The following is an 18,278-nucleotide window of genomic DNA, read 5'->3' as shown; positions in this document are numbered from 1 at the left end:
CAAAAAAAATGCCCATAACGGGCGAAATATGAGAGAAAAAAGAGTCATCCACACATATGAATCGGGTTGCCGACATATCAGAGCAGAAATAAACAGATCATGATGGGGGAATCTATTTCCACCTTGACTGCCGGCTATCAGAATTTCGTCTGAAATCCCGATGGCAGACAATATAGCGGTAAGTGATTAAAGCAAACTTAATCGAGTTGAGTGGCAGGATTATTCCAGTTCCTGCTCTAAGGTGGCAATCCGCCGGTCCATCAGCGCTTTGATCAGTGGGGTGAGGATCAATTCCATCGCCAGTGACATCTTGCCACCAGGCACTACCAGTGTGTTCACTCGTGACATAAATGAGCCTTGGATCATCTGCAGATAAAAGGGAAAGTCCACTTTGTCCACACCGCGGAAGCGGATCACCACAAAGCTTTCATCAAGACTCGGAATATCCTTGGCACTGAAGGGATTGGAGGTATCTACGGTGGGAACGCGCTGGAAGTTGATATGGGTCCGGGAAAACTGCGGTGTCATATGGTTAATGTAGTCTTCCATTGAGCGCACGATTGACCCCATCACTTTCTCTTTGGTGTGGCCGCGCTCACTGGTGTCACGAATAATTTTCTGGATCCATTCCAAGTTAACAATCGGAACCATGCCAATCAGCAAATCTACGTGCTGTGCCACATTATTTTCCGGTGTTACCACCGCACCGTGCAGCCCTTCGTAATAAAGCATATCGGTGTTATCTGGAAGCGGCTGCCACTGGGTAAAGGTTCCAGGCATCTGGTTATATGGCACGGCTTCATCAAACGTGTGGAGATAAGAACGGGTTTCTCCCTGGCCACTGGCCGAGTAATCAGCAAAGCACTTTTCTAAGCGGTCGAAGTCGTTCGCTTCTGGTCCGAAATAGCTGATATTGCGATTCTCCGCTTTAGCCTTGCGGATCATCACTTCCATTTCTGCGCGGGTATAGTGATGAAAACTGTCACCTTCTACCATGGCGGCATTAATCCCCAACTGCCTGAAAATATGGCTAAAGGCAGTTGTTGTCGTGGTAGTTCCAGCGCCGGAGGAGCCTGTTACTGCGATAATGGGATGTTTTGCTGACATGATTGCTACCTGTATCTGAAGCGGTGACTGCCGGAACTACGTCGCCAAATGTTATGATACTGTAACGGCAGGCAGTTACTTATACGGCACTGGGCCGGTTCGGTCAATCTTCGCTGTTGGTGGTTCGCTGAATAATCTGTTCTCGGGAACGGATAGCGATAGATTCATCTTCCTCGCTATATTCAACGAGCAGCTCGCCTTTTTTTAACGCTTGGCGGCATCGGTCTATTGCCCGCTGAATAACGGTTTCATCAAGATCGCTAAAACTGCCATCCTCCACATGAGACAGCAGATATTCACGGATCAGGTTGTCCAGGGTGGCTGTCGGCAACTGTAGTAGCGCTTCATAGGGTACCAGCATTTTCATCCTCCAGCAGATACTGCAGCAGGCGTCGTTCTAGAAAATATTGTGGGCGCCAAGGGGTACCGCCATCGATAAAACCAACATGGCCACCATGAGGATACAACTCGTATTGTACACAGGTGGGTAAGCTCGTGGTATCTGGGATCACTGAATGGCTCATAAAGGGATCATCCGCGGCATGAATGAACAAGGTCGGTCGTGTGATATGGCCAATTAATGGCAAGGCACTGGCACGGCGATAATAATCGTCGGCACCTGCGAAACCGTGCATTGGCCCGGTAAGTTGGTCATCAAATTTATAGAAAGTGTTCAGTTGCCGTACGCGGTTACCATCCTGCAGTACTGGCAACGGAGAAAGCGCTATCTTAGCCAGCATCTTTTGCTGCAGTTGCCGCAGCAGGTAGCGTTGATACAACCGAGAAAAACCACGTTCCAGTTTGCGCGAACAGCCTGCCAGTTCAAGCGGTGCCGACACCACTGCCGCGCGGCTAAGTAGGCTGGCATTACCTTGTTCACCTTGATACTTTGCCAGTACATTGCCGCCTAGACTGTAGCCCACTGCCAATAGCGGCGACTGTGGATAACGTTGTCTGAGAAGTTTTAGCGTATGACCAATATCCGCTGTATCTCCACTGTGATAGCTACGGTTAAGCCGGTTAGGCTCGCCAGAACAGCCTCGATGATGATGCACTACCGCCGCCAGTTGTTGCCGGGCACATGCTGTTAACATACGTCTGGCATAGTGTGAGTCAGCGCTGCCTTCTAGACCGTGTAATAGCACCAGTAACGGTTGGCCGCTTGGTGGTGTTGATAGCCAGTCCAGGTCGATAAAATCCCCATCTTCTAGCTCCACCCGTTCGCGTTGTAAGGCGACCTTGGCGATTTTTGTCAGCACTGGCAAAATGGTTTGGAGATGTGGATTGCTGCCCCACCAAGGAGGCGAAAATAACGGTTGCATAATAGCTCGTGAATTACAGACTCACTGCGAGTTTACCATAGAGGTGATCCTGCTGTGCGAGCATCGGGTAATCCCGCAAATCAAGTTGCAATAGCGTCAGATAATCCCGCAAGTTAGATTGCCCCGTAGTTTGTGGTTCGGGGGTTTCATTCCATAACTGCTGCAAGATAAATTGCTGACACTTGTGTTCCAGCAGTAACTCTAATTGCAACATCTGTTGGTAGACGTCTTGGTCAACATGTGTTTTGGATAGTCGTCTGAGTTGCCGATAGGGCACCAGTATACGTTGCTGCCACTGGCTGACAACATCGTGCAGTTGCTGCCAGCGTTGCGGTGCTAGACGCAGCTGTTGATTATCCAGCTCCAGTGCCAATAACAGCAGATTGATGATAACCCCGTGCCGGTCCTGCAACTGCAAGGCTGTGACTTCTACAGCCGGATAATACTGTTCACATGCCTGCCACAATGACGACGTAAAAATGCTTTGTGATGACACGTTTTGCTCCTTGCTTAACAATAACCATCCTCAATGGCTTTATACAGAGGTGGAGGTTTGCTCTATGCCGTCAATCTGTTCCTGTAACTCTAGCCAGCTCAATTCACTCTGTTCCAACTGCTGGTTGAGTTGGGTGCGTTCAGCCAATACTTCGGTCAGTTTGGCCTTATGTTGCTCTTCATATAATTCAGTATCCGCCAGCAGGTTTTCCAGTTCAGCCAATCGTTCAGTCACTTTTTGCTGCTCATCTTCCAGCTTGCCCTGCTGCTTTTTCAGCGGTGATAGCTTTTGCCGTAACTCCGCCTCTTGGCGTTTCTGCAATTTTTTATCCTGTTGCGGTTTACTATCAGCCTGTGGTTGTGGCCTAGCGGCTTTGGCGGCGTCTAATAACCACTGGTGATAGTCTTCCAAATCGCCAGCGAAATGCTCAACTTTACCGTTGTCTACCAGATAGTAATCGTCACAGGTGAGGCGTAGCAGGTGGCGGTCGTGAGAGACAATCACCATGGCGCCTTCAAAATCCTGTAAGGCGAGTGTTAGCGCGTGGCGCATCTCCAAATCCAGATGGTTGGTGGGTTCGTCTAGCAGTAGCAGATTTGGTCGTTGCCACACCAGCAAGGCTAGTACCAAGCGCGCTTTCTCTCCGCCGGAAAACGGACGTACTGGCGACAGCGCCATATCACCCTGAAAGCCAAAACCACCGAGGAAGTCCCGCAGTTCCTGCTCTCGCTGCTCTGGTGCCAGCCGTTGCAGATGTTGCAGCGGTGAATCATCCAGGCGCAGATATTCCACTTGATGCTGCGCAAAATAACCGATATTGAGGCCGGGATTCGGCTGGTACTTACCACGCTGTGGCTCAAGTTGTCCGGCCAGCAGTTTAATAAAAGTCGATTTCCCGGCACCGTTGCGTCCCAGCAAACCGATGCGGGCTCCCGGCACCAGGTTAAGATGCACCGAGTTGAGAATAGTGGTTTCGCCGTAACCAACCGCGACGTTTTCCATCATCACCAAAGGATTGGGCAGTGCCGAAGGTGGACGGAATGCCATCTGGAACGGATTATCGACCGCCGCAGGTAGCAATTCTGTCATTTTCTCCAGTGCCTTGAGGCGGCTTTGTGCCTGTCGCGCTTTACTGGCTTTATAACGGAAACGGTCGACGTAAGACTGCATGTGCGCCCGCTCGCGTTGTTGCTTTTCATAAGCAACTTGCTGCTGTGCCATGCGCTCGGCGCGTACGGCTTCAAATGCGGTGTAGTTGCCGCGGTAGAAATTCAGCTTCTGATTTTCAACATGGATAATCTCTTCCACAATCGCATCGACGAAATCACGATCGTGACTGATCAGCACCAGCGTGCCCTGATAACTCTTGAGCCAACCTTCCAGCCAGAACATAGTATCCAGATCCAAGTGGTTGGTGGGTTCGTCCAGCAGCAGTAATTCAGAGCGGCACAGCAGTGCTTGCGCTAAGTTGAGACGCATGCGCCAGCCACCAGAAAAGCTCTTTACCGGCTGACTTTGCTGTGGGTCACTAAATCCGAGTCCTGCTAGCAGACTGCCAGCGCGGGCGCGAATACTGTAGGCACCAATGGCATCAAGCTTGCCGTGCAACTCGGCGATGGCATTGCCGTCATTACGCTGTTCCGCCAGTTTTAACTGATTTTCCAGCTCGCGAAATTCACGGTCACCATCGAGGACATATTCCAGCGCTGCCATATCCAGTGCTGGGGTTTCTTGCGCTACGGTGGCAATGCGCCATTGGGCCGGAACGCTGATATCGCCTTTATCAAGGTGCAGTTTGCCCATGATCAGTGCCAGCAGTGAAGATTTGCCGGTGCCGTTGGCGCCGACTAACCCCACTTTGTGGCCGGGGTAAAGGGTGACGGAGGCATCATCCAGCAATACTTTACTGCCGCGGATGAGTTGCGCGTGAGAAATGGTGATCATGGGTTAACGCAATAGTGATACAAGTGAAAACGCCGATGATAGCCCACATGCAGCGGCTTTCGCTATAGCGCAGATGCGGCAAACTTACGTTGACGCCACAGAATGTGGCAAAATAGCCATTAAACTCTCTGTAATTGAATAGAAAATGAGCAAATCCAGAAAACGTTTTGTTGCCGGTGCCCGTTGCCCTAAATGTCAGGCGCTCGATAGCATCGTCCTCTATAAAGATAACGGTGTGGAAACGGTCGAGTGTATTGAATGCGGTTACCATGAACAGCAAACCGACGCCAAGGTAGCTGACAAGGCCCAAGGTCAGGTTATCGGCCTGTTTAAGCCCGAGTAATCGCGGTCACGCCGCCACCGCTCTGGCGTTGCCAACATCAGGGCTTTCCTTTACTTTAGTGGCCTCATTGACGAGCTAAGATAAAGCGGCCAGACGCTGCCTGCGTGAACGGTATTGCCGTGAGTCACCGTTCTCTCTGTATAACAAGGATAACTATGCCAAGCCTTACCCGAATCCTGTTGATTGACACCCATCTACCGGGCGTGGTGGAACTGCGTCTCGACGGTCATACCAATATCTGTGGTACCAACGCCTCCGGTAAAACCACCTTGCAGCGCTTAGTGCCGGTGTTTTATGGCGAATATCCGAGCCGTGTGGTGCCATCAACCCGTGATAGTTTTGAACGTTGGTATCTGCCGCGAGAATCCAGTTACATCATCTATGAATATCAGAAAGCCGACGGCTTGCTGTATCAGGCTGTGCTGGCCTCGGCGGGTGATGGCAAGGGTGTCAATTACCGGTTTATCGCCAAGGGCTTTGAGCTTGAGGATTACATCAAGTCGCAGAATGGCGACACCATCCTGTGTCATACCATGGCGGAATTGGGACGCGAGATGAAACGGCTCGGCATCGAATACTCCAATCTGCTTAATACCCGTGAATATCGCGCCATTATTCAGAATGATCGCAGCCTGTTGAATACCGGCAGCAACCGCAGCGAGCTGCGTAACTATGCGCGGCTGTTCTCGCTGTGCGAGGCCGATCATTCGCTACGCCATATTGAGAAACTGGCCAAGGCGGTGCACTCGAAAGAGGGCAAAATGGAAACCGTCAAATCGATGATTGCCGCTATTTTGGAAGAGGACGGAGTAAATCCGCCAACTTCCAGCATCAATCCGCAGCGGGTTGAGTCTTGGATCCGCGAAAGCCAACTGATTGCTGGTTTTGAAAAAATCCGTCCGGAATTCGACAAACTGGATCTGGAATATAATGAATTGCAGGCGGCCGAGTTGCGTTTAGCCAGTTTATCGCAGGGCTACCGACATGACGAAGTGCTGGAAAGCCAACGCCAAGAGCAACAGCAAACCCTATCGCAGGAGTGTAATTTCCGCCTGAAAACACTGGATGAACAGTGGAAAGAGCAGCGCGATGAGCTGAACCAAGAATTGTCGGCCGCCAAAGGTGATGCCAACAAGCTGGAAGATGAACTCGACAGCATCGAAAATCAGCAAAACGCCTATCTGGATGCGGATATTGAACAGGCAAAAGCGCATCTGGAACAGTTGCCGCTATGGCGTGCCGATCTGGAAAATCTCAGTGAGCGCCACAAACTGTTGACTGAAAAGCATCAGGACGTTGAAGCCGCCTATAACGCCAGACGCAGCAAAATTGGCGAACAGCTCAACCGTGAACTGGAAAAACTGCATCAACAGCAGGACGAACAACGGGAGCAACTGGACAAACAAAAACTGCTCGCCAGCGAAGATACCACCAAACTCGACAACGAATGGCGTGAACGCATTGACGCGGGCAAAGCCAAGTTTCAGGAACAACAATATCAACTGAAGTTGTCGGCAGCCGAGCAACAACTGCAGGTAAACAATGTCAGTTACACCGAAGAGGAAAAACTGGCGTTGGCGGTATTTGACGAACGTATTGAACGAGCGGATACCGAGCAGGAAGCCGCTAGCGTTGGTGTGGAGCGCTTGAGCGGCGAAGAACGCAAACTCCGAGCACAACGCGATCAGGCAACCGAAGCCTTGCGACTAGCAGCACTGCGAGTCAATGAGCGCCAAGGCGAATTGGACGATATTCGGCAAATGCTGTTTCCGCAGTCGCATACCTTGCTGGAGTTCCTGCGGCGTGAATTGCCGGGATGGGAGCAACATCTGGGTAAAGTAGTGAATCCAGAACTGCTGCATCGTAGCGATCTGCACCCCGGTTATCTGAGTGACAGCGATAGTTTTTATGGCCTGACGCTGGATTTGAAAGCGCTGGATATTCCGGCCTATGCCGCCAGTGAACCAGAGTTGCGGGCGCGCTTGGCACAGGCAGAAGATGCGCTGCAACACGCCGAAGGGTTAAAACAGCAGGCGGAAGAGCAACTGGTTGCCGCCAATACAGCGCTGGATAATCTGGGGCGTGAATTGACCATGGCACGCACCAGTTACAAGAATTTACGGGAAGATTTACGGCGATTGATGGAAGAGCGCCGCAATGCCCAGAGCGAAATCAATCGGGCGTTGGCGGCTCGCAAAACCGAGGCCGGAAAACGGCTGACACAGCTCGAACATGAGATGAAACTGCTCAATAACCAGCATCTTGAATGGGTCGATGAGCAAAAATCGCTGGCGCTGGAAGCACGCATGGAAAACCAGGTGTACTGGCAGGATGTCATCGGAGCCATTGAACAGCAGCTACAAACCATCCGTGACAGCATTGGGCAACGCCGTGAGCGTGCCAAAGAGGAACAGAAAGCCTGCGATAGCTGGTACCGCAATGAGCTCAAATCCCGCGGCATTAACGAAGATGAAATTGTGGCGCTGAAACGGCAGATGCGCGAACTGGAGGGGCAGATTGCCAATGCTGAGCAGCGCCGTAGCGAGGTGTTGCGTTATGAAGATTGGTACCAGCATACTTGGTTGCAGCGTAAGCCGAAGCTGGTGAGTGAACTGGCAAAGGTGAAGCAGGCACTCTCGGCACTCGATCAACAATTGAAAAACCGTGCCAGCGACGTGAAACAACAGCGGCAACAGCTGGAAAATAGCTTGCGTCAGTCTAATGCGGCGCAGGTAGAAGCCTCGGAAAATCTCAGTAAATTGCGCGGACTGTTGCGCAAACTCAGCGACCTGAAACTGCCAAAAAATAATGAAGAAACCCCTGGCAGCATCAGCGAACGCATGCGTCAGGGCGAAGAGTTATTGCTCAAGCGCGACTATCTGTTGGGTTCAGTGAAACAGTATGTCGATCATTTCGATCAGGTGATTGCGGCCAAATCTGGCTCTAGCCTGTCAGAAACCTGGGAGCGCGCCCGCGAAGAATGCAGCTATGTCACCGATAAAGGCATTCGCCTGCTGGATTACCACAAATTGGTGCCCGCACTGGCGCAACTGCTGAACGTGATGGTGCCGCAATCGATCACGGCATTGCGTGAACAAGGCCGTATCTTTGGTATTGATCTGACTTCGTTTTACGATGTGCTGGCCGATATTGACCGCCGCATTGCCTCGCAAAGTGCGCGTATTACCCGCGAAGTGGGTGAAGAGTTGTTCCTCGAAGGGGTTTCGGAGTCTGCGGTGAAGATCCGTTCCCGCATCAGTGAACTGGAGTTTTGGCCGGAGTTGGAAACCTTTGTCAAAGCCTTCCGAGCTTGGAAAGCTGATGGTTTCAGTAAGTTGCCGGATGAACACTATACCGACAGTATGCGCCGGGCGCTGGACATCATCGGCCGTGCGGCGCTCACTGGCGGCATTGCCAAGCTGCTGGAGATTGAGTTGCGGCTGAAAGAAGGCAACTCAGACCTGATTATCCGCACCGACCGTCAGCTCAATGAGTCGTCAAGCCACGGTATGGCCTATCTGATCCTGTGTAAGTTTCTGTTGGCTTTTACCCGGCTGTTACGAGGTAAAGCGGATGTCACCATCCACTGGCCGATTGATGAACTGGGTACCTTACATCACAGCAATGTGAAGAAAATTTTTGATGCTTGCGAGAACAATAATATCTGTGTGCTCGGGGCATTTCCCAATCCAGAATCGGAAGTGCTTAATCTGTTTGTTAACCGTTACATCATCAATAAACAGACCAAGCGCTTGCAGCTGGTGAAACCCAAACTGGACCCGATTGCCCAAAAACTCAGTGAACGTCTGGCGAAGGAGACAGTGTAATGAGCGAAATCATAGCCCACGGTGAACTGATTGAACGCTTACTGCGTGGTGAATTTATCTGTCGTACTACCTGTGAAGAAGGCTGGCGGGCATTGAAAAATCCGGCTACCCGCGATCGGGTGGAAGCCTATCTGAACCAGATCAATCGCACGGTGGCTCACGCCGCTGAAGGTGAAGTGTTCTTTTGCGGCTACGTTAATCTCGGCGATAACGAACGCAAGCTGATTTCGGCGCAGTTCCGCGAAATTTGCCAGTCGCTGATCCCGTTAGTGGAATGGCTGGTATTGGTGCAGGAAGCCAGTGGACAGGACGCGCCGTTGACGGAAGGGGCACCAGTGCGCTTAACCGAATTACAAAGCCGCATTGAAGATACGCCTGCATTTCGTGAACAACTGGCGAAACTGAGCCAATATCGACTATTTGGTTCCAGCTCCAGCAGCGTTGACGGACAGATTAAACTGGTATTCAAACGGCTGGTGGAACTGGGTTACTTGTTACGACCAAACCCGGAAAAGCAGATATATCTCGCCACCGGTAAACTGGATTATCTGTATGAAGTGATCCGTTTTATCGATGAAACAGAGAGCCTGAGTCTGGAGGCGCAGGCTGAAACCGCCAGTCAGAGGGATCTGCTATGAGCAGCAACTTACATCAGGCCGGGGTCAAGCTGTTGCGCTTGCTTGGCCGCCATGCCGAGCTGGTGATGGATACCTATCTTGGCGGCAGCATCGATGAAGCAAAGCTGGAACCTGGTACGGTAAAAAAACTCACTGATAATGGCATTCTGTGGCGTCCGGAACCTGGAGAGCCGCTGCGTTTGTCCCGCAACGTCCGGGCCTTGCTGGAAGACGGACTAAAAGACGAGCGTAACCGGCAGATCAATGCCAATGTCGGTTCGGCGCTGGCGACTATCAAAACATTGGCGAGTCACTACCGTGAAGCCCGTGCCAGTGTTGACTACAGTGCTGCTGAAGCTTATCTGGCCGATTTATCTGAACAGGTATACAGCTTTACCGAAAATCTGCGCTACTCAATTCGGGTGTTGTGGGGCCGCATCAATAATGAATTCGGTTATGTGGGATCAATCAGCGCCAAGATCCGTGAAAATGAGCTGGCACAGAGCCAGGTCTCCGAATTGCTAAACGGTCTGGAGATGATTGAATTCCATGATCTGGGCGAGCTGGCGGGCGATATCCGCGAACTGCGGCGTTTGTTGGTCACCAGTTTACAGGAAACCCTCAGCTCTTGTGCACAAGAACTCAGTGTGGTGCAGGGGCGTTTGCTGGAGCTGCTGGGGCGTTTTCGTAAAATTCAGGGGCGCACTCGGCTGCTAAAAGGCTGGTTACTGTATACCGATCTGCATCCGGATTATGAAGTGGCCGACCATGTGGCCCACAAGCAGATCCCGTCGCTGTTTAACCAGGCGCAGTCCTTGCTGGCGCCCGCAGCGGTGGATGTACACAATCCGCAGCATGAACCGCAACTGTTGGCGCTGGTGGCCGGCATTAAAGCTATCAGCCGTGAAAATCTGCCACAGCATGCGGTGCCACAGGCGCAACCTGTGGCGGTCATTGCCGCTGAAGCCTTTGATATTCCTGATAATCCGTTGAAACAAGCGGTAGAAGAATATTTTTGTGCGGTTATCGATTCCGGCCGCAACCAATCGGCGTTGCAGTATCTTGAATCGCAACAGTTACCCTGGGATGCCGAAAGTTGGCTGTTTCAGGTGATCGGCGGTTTTGAAGGGCTGAGTGATGAACACAAACAGTTTTTTGAGCTGGAACCGCTGGGGGAGGTCCACCCTATTTATTCCGGTAATTTTATTATCCGCGATGTAGAAGTGGGATTGCGTTGACAGCAATCGACAAATAATGCAGATAAAATGCCTGTTGCAAATATCCCTGCGACGGGCAATCCACAAGCTTTTGTATTTTGTGAGCGAACGCTAATATTCTCGCGTCGTCGGGACAAAATGACTGTTTTCATTTTCAGCGGGCTGTGTATTGTAATGCACAGCCATTTGGTGTTGTCTGAAATAATAAACCTAATGTTGGAAGGCACTTGTTTGCTTGGTTGCGACATGATGAAGGCGCAGTTGCCACTGCGGTCGCACGGCTTGGCGGTAGCTTCTTGATGTAGGAAAAATAAAGGAACTCAACGATGCAAAGACGAGATTTTTTAAAGAATGCTGCCTTGTTATCTACTGCGGGGGTCATCAGCCCATTGCTGGCAACCTCGGTGCAGGCGAAACCTGCCATCGCGGCCGCTGAAGGGCACCGCCGTTTTACCGTAACGCAGAACTATGATGTAAAAGCGCCTGAAGGTTCCGCTGGCGTGGTGAAATTGTGGATACCGCTGCCGGTAGACATGACCTTTCAACATGTATGCAGTTTGCAATATCAGGGCAACTATCAAGAAGCTTATATCACCACAGGTAATGCTTATGGTGCCAAAACGCTGTTTGCCACTTGGCCAGATGCCAAAAGTAAACTGACCCTAACACTGGAGTTTGTGATTGAAACTCAGGATTGGGAACCGCGTAAAAACGGTGAGCTGGATAACTATAAAGTGCCTGACGTGATTCAATATCCCGCCGAAGTTAAACCTTATCTGCTGCCAACTACCCATATTCCGGTCGATGGGCTGGTAAAACAGACGGCAGATAAAATTGTCGGTTCTGAAACTAACCCGCTGAAAAAAGCCCATAAAATCTATCTGTGGGTGACCGACAATATGTTCCGCGACAACGATGTCATCGGTTGTGGTACCGGCGATGTGGCGACTATTTTGAAAACGGGCAATATGGGCGGCAAATGCACGGATATCAGTTCCGTATTTGTGGCACTGGCGCGAGCTGCGGGTATTCCAGCAAAAGAAGTATTCGGTATCCGCGTTGGACAAGCGATTAAACTGGGTAAGTATTCCCATAAAGCGTTTGGTAGTGCCGATGATAAAGGCGTTGCTAAAATCAGTGGCGGTCAGCATTGTCGCGCCATGTTCTATCTGGCGGGCTATGGTTGGTTGCCAGCCGATCCGGGAGATGTGACTAAATTGCGTTTGGTTGAGAAAAAGGATAAACAGGATCCAGCCTCTCAGGCCGTCAACGATTATCTGTTTGGCAACTGGGAAATGAACTGGATTGCCTTTAACTATGGCCGTGATTTTGATTTGTATCCGAGCGCGGAACAGACACCGATCAATGATTTTGCCTACCCCTATGCTGAAGTTGATGGCGATCCGGTGAATTTCTACGATCCCAAAGTATTCGCTTATGACTACCAGTCAACCGAACAGCGCTAACACCCAGCAAGGTTCCCACGGCTTTGTGGCTACTGTGGCTACGGCGGTTATCGCCGCGGTAGCCTCGAGTTTGTGTTGTATCGGACCCTTGTTGTATCTGGTGTTTGGCATTTCGGCGGCCAGTCTATCTGGAGTTGAACAGCTGACCTGGCTGCATTATCCGATGCTACTGCTGTCAACAGGGTTAATTGCACTGGGTTTTTGGCGGTTGTATTTTTCCCGCAGACCCTTGTGCAGCGGCACGTTCAGTCGCACTAAGCTGTTAATCCTGTATTGGCTCGCGGTGCCGCTGGTGCTAGCCTTTCAGCTTTACCCTTATGTGCTGCCCTGGATTCTGGAGTGGTTTGAATGAAACGTTTAATGCTGATAATACTGTTGCTTGGTAGTCCTGCGGTGTGGGCTGCCGATGAAACGGTGATTATCGATGTAGAAGCCATGACCTGTCCGCTTTGCGTTACTGTGGTCAATAAAGTGTTGCGGCAAACGGACGGAGTGATCAAAGCCAAGTCATCACTGAAAACCCGCCAGGCGGTGGTGGTAGTGCCCGAGGGTTTTGATACCAATAAATTGCTACAGGCGATTGATAAGACTGGCTATAAGGGCGTTATTCATCAGGTTGAAAAATCATCATAACGCTACGCAGTCAGTTCGACCTAAAAGCGATGCTTCGGCATCGCTTTTTTGTGTCGTTGGCTATTGGCCTTTCAGTAACTTACTGCATAATTTTACAAAATCAGAAGAAGTGACAATCCCCAAGACTTTGCGTTCACTGTCGATGACCGGCAGGCAACCATGTTTGTTACTGATAAAATAGTCCACCACGTCTGCCAGTGCTGTGTCGGCGGTCAATGGCGTAAAATCGGTTTCCATCAGTTCCACCAACGGGGTATAGCGTTCTCGTCTGTCCAGAGCCCCTGCACCGTAACGATTAAGCAGTCCCACGACCGTGGCGATCATTTTCTTGTGTGTCAGCAAACCTACTAAAGTGCCGTCGGCTTCTGAAATTACCGGCAGGTGTCTTACCCCTCGGCTCTGCATCAACAGGTGCGCATCCTTGATAGTGGCGCCGTCGCTGATACACACCACATTAGCTGTCATTATGTCCTGTACTTTCATGGTGTTTCCTTGTCTCAGTGTCGGCCTGGATGGGATTTGGCCGCAGCCATATCATACGCCAGCGCTGAAGATAAATGAATAATCAGCGGTTTCTTATAAACTTAATGATAAATTCACATACCAGTAACCGCCAGTACTGACAATTTGGGTCATTCAAGGATAGCTAAATAAGGAATGATTCATGACCCACTCGTTTTCCCGCCGTCGCTTTCTGGCACTGTCAGCTAAAGGCATAGGCGCTGCGGTAATCTCATACGGACTCATGGGCTGTAACAGCAATGATGATGACACCGACACTGTGGCCGCAACTTTTAAACATGGTGTTGCCAGTGGTGATCCGTTGAGTGATGCCGTGATCCTGTGGACTCGGGTGACCCCGGTCACTGATGCTCAGGTGAAAGTTTCCTGGCAAGTGGCGACTGACGCTGCTTTCTCACAGCTAGTCACTAATGGTGAGACACTGACCGATGCGTCACGGGATTACACGGTGAAAGTCGATGCCGTGGGACTAAAACCTGGGACGCGTTACTATTACCGCTTTGCTGTTGGTAACGTGCAATCATCGGTAGGTATTACCAAGACCCTGCCTCAGGGCCAGGTGGCATCAGTGAAACTGGCCGTCATGTCCTGCTCCAATTATCCTGCAGGTTATTTCAATGTATTCGCTCTGGCGGCCGAGCGTGACGATCTGGACGCTTTGTTGCATCTTGGCGACTATATCTATGAATATGGTCGAGGTCAGTACGCCAGTGAACATGCGGCAGAGCTGGGCCGTGAAGTTTTACCGGCTAATGAGTTGCTAACCCTTAGCGACTATCGCACTCGCTACGCCCAATACCGCAGTGATGCCAGCCTGCAGAAAATACATGCCAAGGTACCCTTTATTACCATCTGGGACGACCATGAAGTGGCGAATGATGCCTGGAAAGACGGTGCGGAAAATCATAACGATGGCGAAGGTGACTTCGAACTGCGTAAAGAGGCGGCGATGCAGGCGTATTTTGAATGGTTGCCGATCCGCCCTTGGCAAGCAGGGGATAATCAAGATATTTACCGCAGTTTCAGTTTTGGCGACCTGTTAGATCTGCACATGTTGGATACCCGTTTACTGGCTCGTGACAAACAGTTGGATTACGCGGATTATCTGGATGCCAATGGTAACTTTGATCAAGCAGGACTGATGGCGGCACTGACGGACAGCAGCCGCACCATGCTGGGACAAACACAATTGGCCTGGTTACAGCAACAGTTGCAAACATCGACGGCCACCTGGCAGGTCATTGGGCAGCAGGTACTGATGGGGCGCATGCTGTTACCTGCAGCGGTCGCCACCCAACAGATGTCCATCAGTGATTATGCGGAACTGGGGCAATTGGCGCAGTTGGCCGCCAGAGCCCAGGCCGGAGATCCAACACTGACGCAGGCCGAACTGGATTATCTGCTAGCAAATCAGGCCAGACTCACTCCAGAGGTGTTAGCATTGCTGCAATTACCCAATATTCCGTACAACTTGGATGCCTGGGACGGATACGGCTACGAGCGCGAGGTACTGTTACAGACGATTCGGACGCTGGGCAAAAATACCGTCGTGTTGGCAGGCGACACCCATAACGCTTGGGCCAATAATCTCAAAGATCAGGATGGCAATGCGGTGGCCGTGGAATTTGCCACCAGTTCCGTGACGTCACCCGGCATGGAAGACTATCTAGCGCTAGATCCCAGCCAAATCGATAGCTACGAACAAGCGGTGGTCAGCATGGTGACGGATTTGCAGTATACTAACTTGTTGCAACGCGGCTACTTACTGCTGGAACTCACAGCAGAACGGGCCGATGCCACCTGGTACTTTGTGGACACTATCTTGTCCAACAGTTTTGCGGAACTGTCCACCAGACGGCGTCAAGGGTATATGTTGGCTGGTACGCCAACAGTGGTAATGGTACCTTAGCGTTAAGCTCCCGAGCGACTGGACAAATGTGGCTGACAGCATAAGATGCAAATAGGGCCTTTTGCTGATAGCCACATTATGTTTGATGACTTTACGCTCGCAACCCTTAATCTCTACAACTTTGCCGCGCCACCGTTGGCCTACCATCAATTCGACAACATCTACACTCAGTTGCAATGGCTGCAAAAGTGCGACTGGATCACTCGCTGGATCCGTACCGCCAAACCACAACTATTGGCGATGCAGGAAGTGTTCAGTCCCGATGCGCTGCAAGCATTGTGTGAAAAATGTGGGCTACCTTATTTTGTCACGGTAGCGCAGCCGCAGATAGAAGGATTCGTGGCGCATCAGAGTGTGGTGGCACTCGCCAGCAGTTATCCACTCACCGATGTCAGCGACGTTGAGATTGACCGGCAACTGATTTCGGCGCTGGGGTTAATGGATGAGTTTGTGCCCAGTCGCCGTTTCCTGCGGGCAACCACAGTGTTGCCTGGAATTGGTAGCACCGATATTTATGTGGTGCATTTTAAGTCTCCTCGTTCACTGCTAACGGCAGAGGACAGCCGTCTGCAAGGGGTGCCTGCATTGTTGGCGGGCAGCGCCCTCGGTCGCTGGGCATCCATTGTCAAACGGGGTACCGAGGCCGCGTTGTTATACCAGGCAATGTTGCAACGCCGTAACCATAGTGGTCATGCGATGGTGCTGATGGGGGACTTTAATGCCACCATCGACAGCAGCGAAATGCGCGCCTTAATGACCGACAGTAGTCGCGTGTTTACCTCAGATATCCGGGCGGCAGGTTTGGCCGCATTGGACGCACTGCAATTGCAACAGCGCATTGGTTACTATCGCTTATATGATGCATGGGAGTTAGGGCAACAATATCAGCCAATGACCGATGCCCGCCCCGTCAGCCATTTTCACGGTGCTAGCGGCAGTGCGGTTGACCATATTCTGTTAAGTCAGGAGTTCAATGGCGCTAGCCAGCACAGCCTGGGTCAGGTAAAGGAATATCGGGTGTATGACGATCACTTGCTGCGACCAAATTATCAATTGGACGCTATGGCCAGCGATCATACGCCAGTGACCGTCACCATCAGTTTGCGATAGCCAGGCATCTGCCAGGCAATGCAGAATTAAGGTATGATGCGCGCCATAGCGCGATGGTGATAGATACCATTCGCGACCGTATCAGCGTTTTCATAGCCAAAGGGCATCGCATAGTGGACAGGATCAAACTTAAACCGGGGCGCGAAAAATCGCTCGATCGCCATCATCCTTGGATATTTTCCAGCGGTATTCACAACATCAAAGGCCAGCCACTTGCCGGTGCCACTGTCGATGTGGTGGCACACGATGGGCGTTGGCTGGGGCGTGGTGCCTGGTCACCAGAGTCGCAAATCCAAGTGCGTATCTGGAGTTTTGACCGCGAACAAGAGATTGACCGGGCATTTTTTCTGCGTCGTATTGAGCGGGCGCAAAAGGCAAGAGATGCGCTAATCGCCCGGCAAGGGCTAACGGGTTATCGTTTGATTGCCGCTGAGTCTGACGGACTGCCAGGGATTACCATCGACCGCTACGCCAATGTGCTGGTGTGTCAGCTGTTATCTGCTGGTGCTGACTATTGGCGTGACACTTTGGTATCGGTGCTGGCGGAACTGTATCCAGATTGTGCCATTTATGAACGCTCGGATGTGGATTCCCGTAAAAAAGAGGGGCTAGCGCTGACGACGGGTCTGCTGCATGGCGAGTTGCCGCCGATGCCCGTGGTAATTGAGGAAAATGGCGTCAAGATTGCGGTGGATGTTACCACCGGGCACAAGACCGGATTTTATCTGGATCAACGTGACAATCGAGTGGTTGCTGCGCGCGCCGTAGCGGGGAAATCTGTGCTTAACTGCTTCTGTTACACCGGCACCTTTGGCGTTTATGCCGCTAAAGGTGGTGCTGCCAGTATCGAAAATGTCGATGTCTCCTCGCAGGCTTTGGCAACGGCCAAAGCCAATATGGCCCTTAATGGCCTTGATGACAGCCAGGTGCAATACACTGAGGCCGATGTATTCAAATTGTTGCGGCAGTACCGGGATGAAGGGCGGAAATTTGATGTCGTAGTGCTGGATCCTCCTAAATTTGCGGACAACAAAGCCCAACTACCAGGTGCCTGCCGTGGCTACAAGGATATCAACATGCTGGCAATGCAGTTGTTGGTGCCTGGTGGCACTTTGCTGACATTTTCCTGCTCTGGTTTGATGCCTGCGGATCTGTTCCAAAAAATAGTGGCCGATGCGGCTTTGGATGCTAAACGCGAAGCGCAGTTTACCGAGCGTTTAAGTCAGGCGGCTGATCATCCGATTGCAGCTGCCTTCCCCGAAGGCTTTTACCTGAAAGGCCTGGTTGCTACGGTGTGGTAAGCGCCAATCGTGATTATCAAAATAATAAAGGGTGAAATTTTCACCCTTTATTATTCCTAAAATATGCCATCATCGATGCTGATAATTAATTAGATTTAATTGACATAATTAATTAATCATTTCACAGAGTAAACTGGTTTGATAGGGAACACTTTGTAAAATTAAAAGTGGCTCATGAAATGGGTTTTTATGTGATATTTCTCATCTAATTATTTATTTTGAATTAGCGAAATAATATCTAGATCTAACTCACTTCCTATTATTTTTATTATGTTTCAATTTTAATAATTACTTTCTCATTATGATAGTTAGCATTTTATTAATTTAATATTAATCGTTATATCCGACATTCCGCAGCTAATTTAGGAATAAACTACCTCATAGAGTCTACCGAGTAATTTGAGTAGTTGTGTTTGGTGCTCTTGAAGTCCAGTGATGAACCGATGGCCGTTAATCTCTAACGT

The 18,278-nt window shown here is 50.8% G+C and carries 16 protein-coding genes; 10 read left to right on the top strand and 6 right to left on the bottom strand.

Annotated features, from left to right (window positions below):
* Positions 1 to 219: 219 nt before the first annotated feature.
* The 5 genes from J3L11_RS10240 to J3L11_RS10220 form a co-directional block, all read right to left on the bottom strand.
* A complete protein-coding gene (locus tag J3L11_RS10240) occupies positions 220 to 1,107 on the bottom strand; it encodes a phosphoribulokinase (protein ID WP_133039872.1) in 888 nt (295 codons plus the stop codon).
* 103 nt (positions 1,108 to 1,210) lie between these two features.
* Complete coding sequence (locus J3L11_RS10235) at positions 1,211 to 1,468, bottom strand: YheU family protein (RefSeq protein ID WP_133039873.1); 258 nt, start codon at positions 1,466 to 1,468, stop codon at positions 1,211 to 1,213.
* Positions 1,452 to 2,429 carry a hydrolase gene (locus J3L11_RS10230; protein WP_207570921.1) on the bottom strand — a complete coding sequence of 326 codons (978 nt, stop codon included), beginning with the start codon at positions 2,427 to 2,429 and terminating at the stop codon, positions 1,452 to 1,454. Before J3L11_RS10230 ends, J3L11_RS10235 begins: the two co-directional genes overlap by 17 nt.
* Positions 2,430 to 2,442: 13 nt before the next feature.
* Positions 2,443 to 2,925, bottom strand: a complete 483-nt coding sequence (locus J3L11_RS10225; protein WP_207570920.1) for a TIGR02444 family protein — start codon at positions 2,923 to 2,925, stop codon at positions 2,443 to 2,445.
* Between the two features lie 39 nt (positions 2,926 to 2,964).
* Complete coding sequence (locus tag J3L11_RS10220; RefSeq protein WP_207570919.1) at positions 2,965 to 4,869, bottom strand: ABC transporter ATP-binding protein; 1,905 nt, start codon at positions 4,867 to 4,869, stop codon at positions 2,965 to 2,967.
* A gap of 145 nt (positions 4,870 to 5,014) precedes the next feature.
* On the opposite strand from J3L11_RS10220, the gene J3L11_RS10215 reads away from it, so the two are divergent.
* The 7 genes from J3L11_RS10215 (at position 5,015) to J3L11_RS10185 (ending at position 12,972) form a co-directional block, all read left to right on the top strand.
* Positions 5,015 to 5,212 (top strand): YheV family putative zinc ribbon protein, encoded by a 198-nt coding sequence (locus tag J3L11_RS10215; protein ID WP_133039877.1) that lies wholly within the window; start codon positions 5,015 to 5,017, stop codon positions 5,210 to 5,212.
* A gap of 155 nt (positions 5,213 to 5,367) precedes the next feature.
* Positions 5,368 to 9,039 (top strand): ATP-binding protein, encoded by a 3,672-nt coding sequence (locus J3L11_RS10210; RefSeq protein WP_207570918.1) that lies wholly within the window; start codon positions 5,368 to 5,370, stop codon positions 9,037 to 9,039.
* Positions 9,039 to 9,677 carry a hypothetical protein gene (locus J3L11_RS10205; protein ID WP_189617005.1) on the top strand — a complete coding sequence of 213 codons (639 nt, stop codon included), beginning with the start codon at positions 9,039 to 9,041 and terminating at the stop codon, positions 9,675 to 9,677. Before J3L11_RS10210 ends, J3L11_RS10205 begins: the two co-directional genes overlap by 1 nt.
* Positions 9,674 to 10,894, top strand: coding sequence for a phosphoenolpyruvate carboxylase (locus J3L11_RS10200; RefSeq protein WP_207570917.1), 1,221 nt, complete (start codon positions 9,674 to 9,676; stop codon positions 10,892 to 10,894). Before J3L11_RS10205 ends, J3L11_RS10200 begins: the two co-directional genes overlap by 4 nt.
* A gap of 305 nt (positions 10,895 to 11,199) precedes the next feature.
* Positions 11,200 to 12,339, top strand: a complete 1,140-nt coding sequence (locus tag J3L11_RS10195) for a transglutaminase domain-containing protein (RefSeq protein ID WP_189617007.1) — start codon at positions 11,200 to 11,202, stop codon at positions 12,337 to 12,339.
* 34 nt (positions 12,340 to 12,373) lie between these two features.
* Positions 12,374 to 12,691 carry a mercuric transporter MerT family protein gene (locus J3L11_RS10190; protein ID WP_133039892.1) on the top strand — a complete coding sequence of 106 codons (318 nt, stop codon included), beginning with the start codon at positions 12,374 to 12,376 and terminating at the stop codon, positions 12,689 to 12,691.
* Positions 12,688 to 12,972: a heavy metal-associated domain-containing protein gene (locus J3L11_RS10185; protein WP_133039882.1), complete on the top strand. Its 285-nt coding sequence runs from the start codon at positions 12,688 to 12,690 to the stop codon at positions 12,970 to 12,972. The genes J3L11_RS10190 and J3L11_RS10185 overlap by 4 nt, the downstream gene beginning before the upstream one ends.
* A gap of 60 nt (positions 12,973 to 13,032) precedes the next feature.
* Here J3L11_RS10185 and J3L11_RS10180 read toward each other — a convergent pair whose 3' ends face one another.
* Entirely contained in the window at positions 13,033 to 13,455 is a 423-nt protein-coding gene (locus J3L11_RS10180; protein WP_207570916.1) for a CBS domain-containing protein, read from the bottom strand.
* Between the two features lie 181 nt (positions 13,456 to 13,636).
* Between J3L11_RS10180 and J3L11_RS10175 the strand changes: the two genes are divergently transcribed.
* From J3L11_RS10175 to J3L11_RS10165, 3 genes are all read left to right on the top strand, one after another.
* A complete protein-coding gene (locus tag J3L11_RS10175) occupies positions 13,637 to 15,403 on the top strand; it encodes an alkaline phosphatase D family protein (protein WP_207570915.1) in 1,767 nt (588 codons plus the stop codon).
* A gap of 45 nt (positions 15,404 to 15,448) precedes the next feature.
* Positions 15,449 to 16,513, top strand: a complete 1,065-nt coding sequence (locus J3L11_RS10170; protein ID WP_207570914.1) for an endonuclease/exonuclease/phosphatase family protein — start codon at positions 15,449 to 15,451, stop codon at positions 16,511 to 16,513.
* Positions 16,514 to 16,623: 110 nt separating this feature from the next.
* On the top strand, positions 16,624 to 17,814 hold the full coding sequence (locus tag J3L11_RS10165) for a class I SAM-dependent methyltransferase (RefSeq protein ID WP_133039893.1): 1,191 nt from the start codon (positions 16,624 to 16,626) through the stop codon (positions 17,812 to 17,814).
* The last annotated feature ends 464 nt before the right edge of the window (positions 17,815 to 18,278 follow it).

The sequence above is a fragment of the Shewanella sp. 4t3-1-2LB genome (assembly GCF_017368415.1).
Classification (GTDB): Bacteria; Pseudomonadota; Gammaproteobacteria; order Enterobacterales; family Shewanellaceae; genus Shewanella; species Shewanella fodinae.
The sequence above is the reverse complement of the archived record's forward strand: the minus strand, read 5'-3'. Positions and strand labels throughout refer to the sequence as shown.

Bases quoted from the DNA above. Each gene is read 5' to 3' on its own strand.
- J3L11_RS10240 (WP_133039872.1), bottom strand. From the start codon at position 1,107: ATGTCAGCAAAACATCCCATTATCGCAGTAACAGGCTCCTCCGGCGCT.
- J3L11_RS10235 (WP_133039873.1), bottom strand. From the start codon at position 1,468: ATGCTGGTACCCTATGAAGCGCTACTACAGTTGCCGACAGCCACCCTG.
- J3L11_RS10230 (WP_207570921.1), bottom strand. From the start codon at position 2,429: ATGCAACCGTTATTTTCGCCTCCTTGGTGGGGCAGCAATCCACATCTC.
- J3L11_RS10220 (WP_207570919.1), bottom strand. From the start codon at position 4,869: ATGATCACCATTTCTCACGCGCAACTCATCCGCGGCAGTAAAGTATTG.
- J3L11_RS10215 (WP_133039877.1), top strand. From the start codon at position 5,015: ATGAGCAAATCCAGAAAACGTTTTGTTGCCGGTGCCCGTTGCCCTAAA.
- J3L11_RS10210 (WP_207570918.1), top strand. From the start codon at position 5,368: ATGCCAAGCCTTACCCGAATCCTGTTGATTGACACCCATCTACCGGGC.
- J3L11_RS10205 (WP_189617005.1), top strand. From the start codon at position 9,039: ATGAGCGAAATCATAGCCCACGGTGAACTGATTGAACGCTTACTGCGT.
- J3L11_RS10200 (WP_207570917.1), top strand. From the start codon at position 9,674: ATGAGCAGCAACTTACATCAGGCCGGGGTCAAGCTGTTGCGCTTGCTT.
- J3L11_RS10195 (WP_189617007.1), top strand. From the start codon at position 11,200: ATGCAAAGACGAGATTTTTTAAAGAATGCTGCCTTGTTATCTACTGCG.
- J3L11_RS10185 (WP_133039882.1), top strand. From the start codon at position 12,688: ATGAAACGTTTAATGCTGATAATACTGTTGCTTGGTAGTCCTGCGGTG.
- J3L11_RS10180 (WP_207570916.1), bottom strand. From the start codon at position 13,455: ATGAAAGTACAGGACATAATGACAGCTAATGTGGTGTGTATCAGCGAC.
- J3L11_RS10175 (WP_207570915.1), top strand. From the start codon at position 13,637: ATGACCCACTCGTTTTCCCGCCGTCGCTTTCTGGCACTGTCAGCTAAA.
- J3L11_RS10170 (WP_207570914.1), top strand. From the start codon at position 15,449: ATGCAAATAGGGCCTTTTGCTGATAGCCACATTATGTTTGATGACTTT.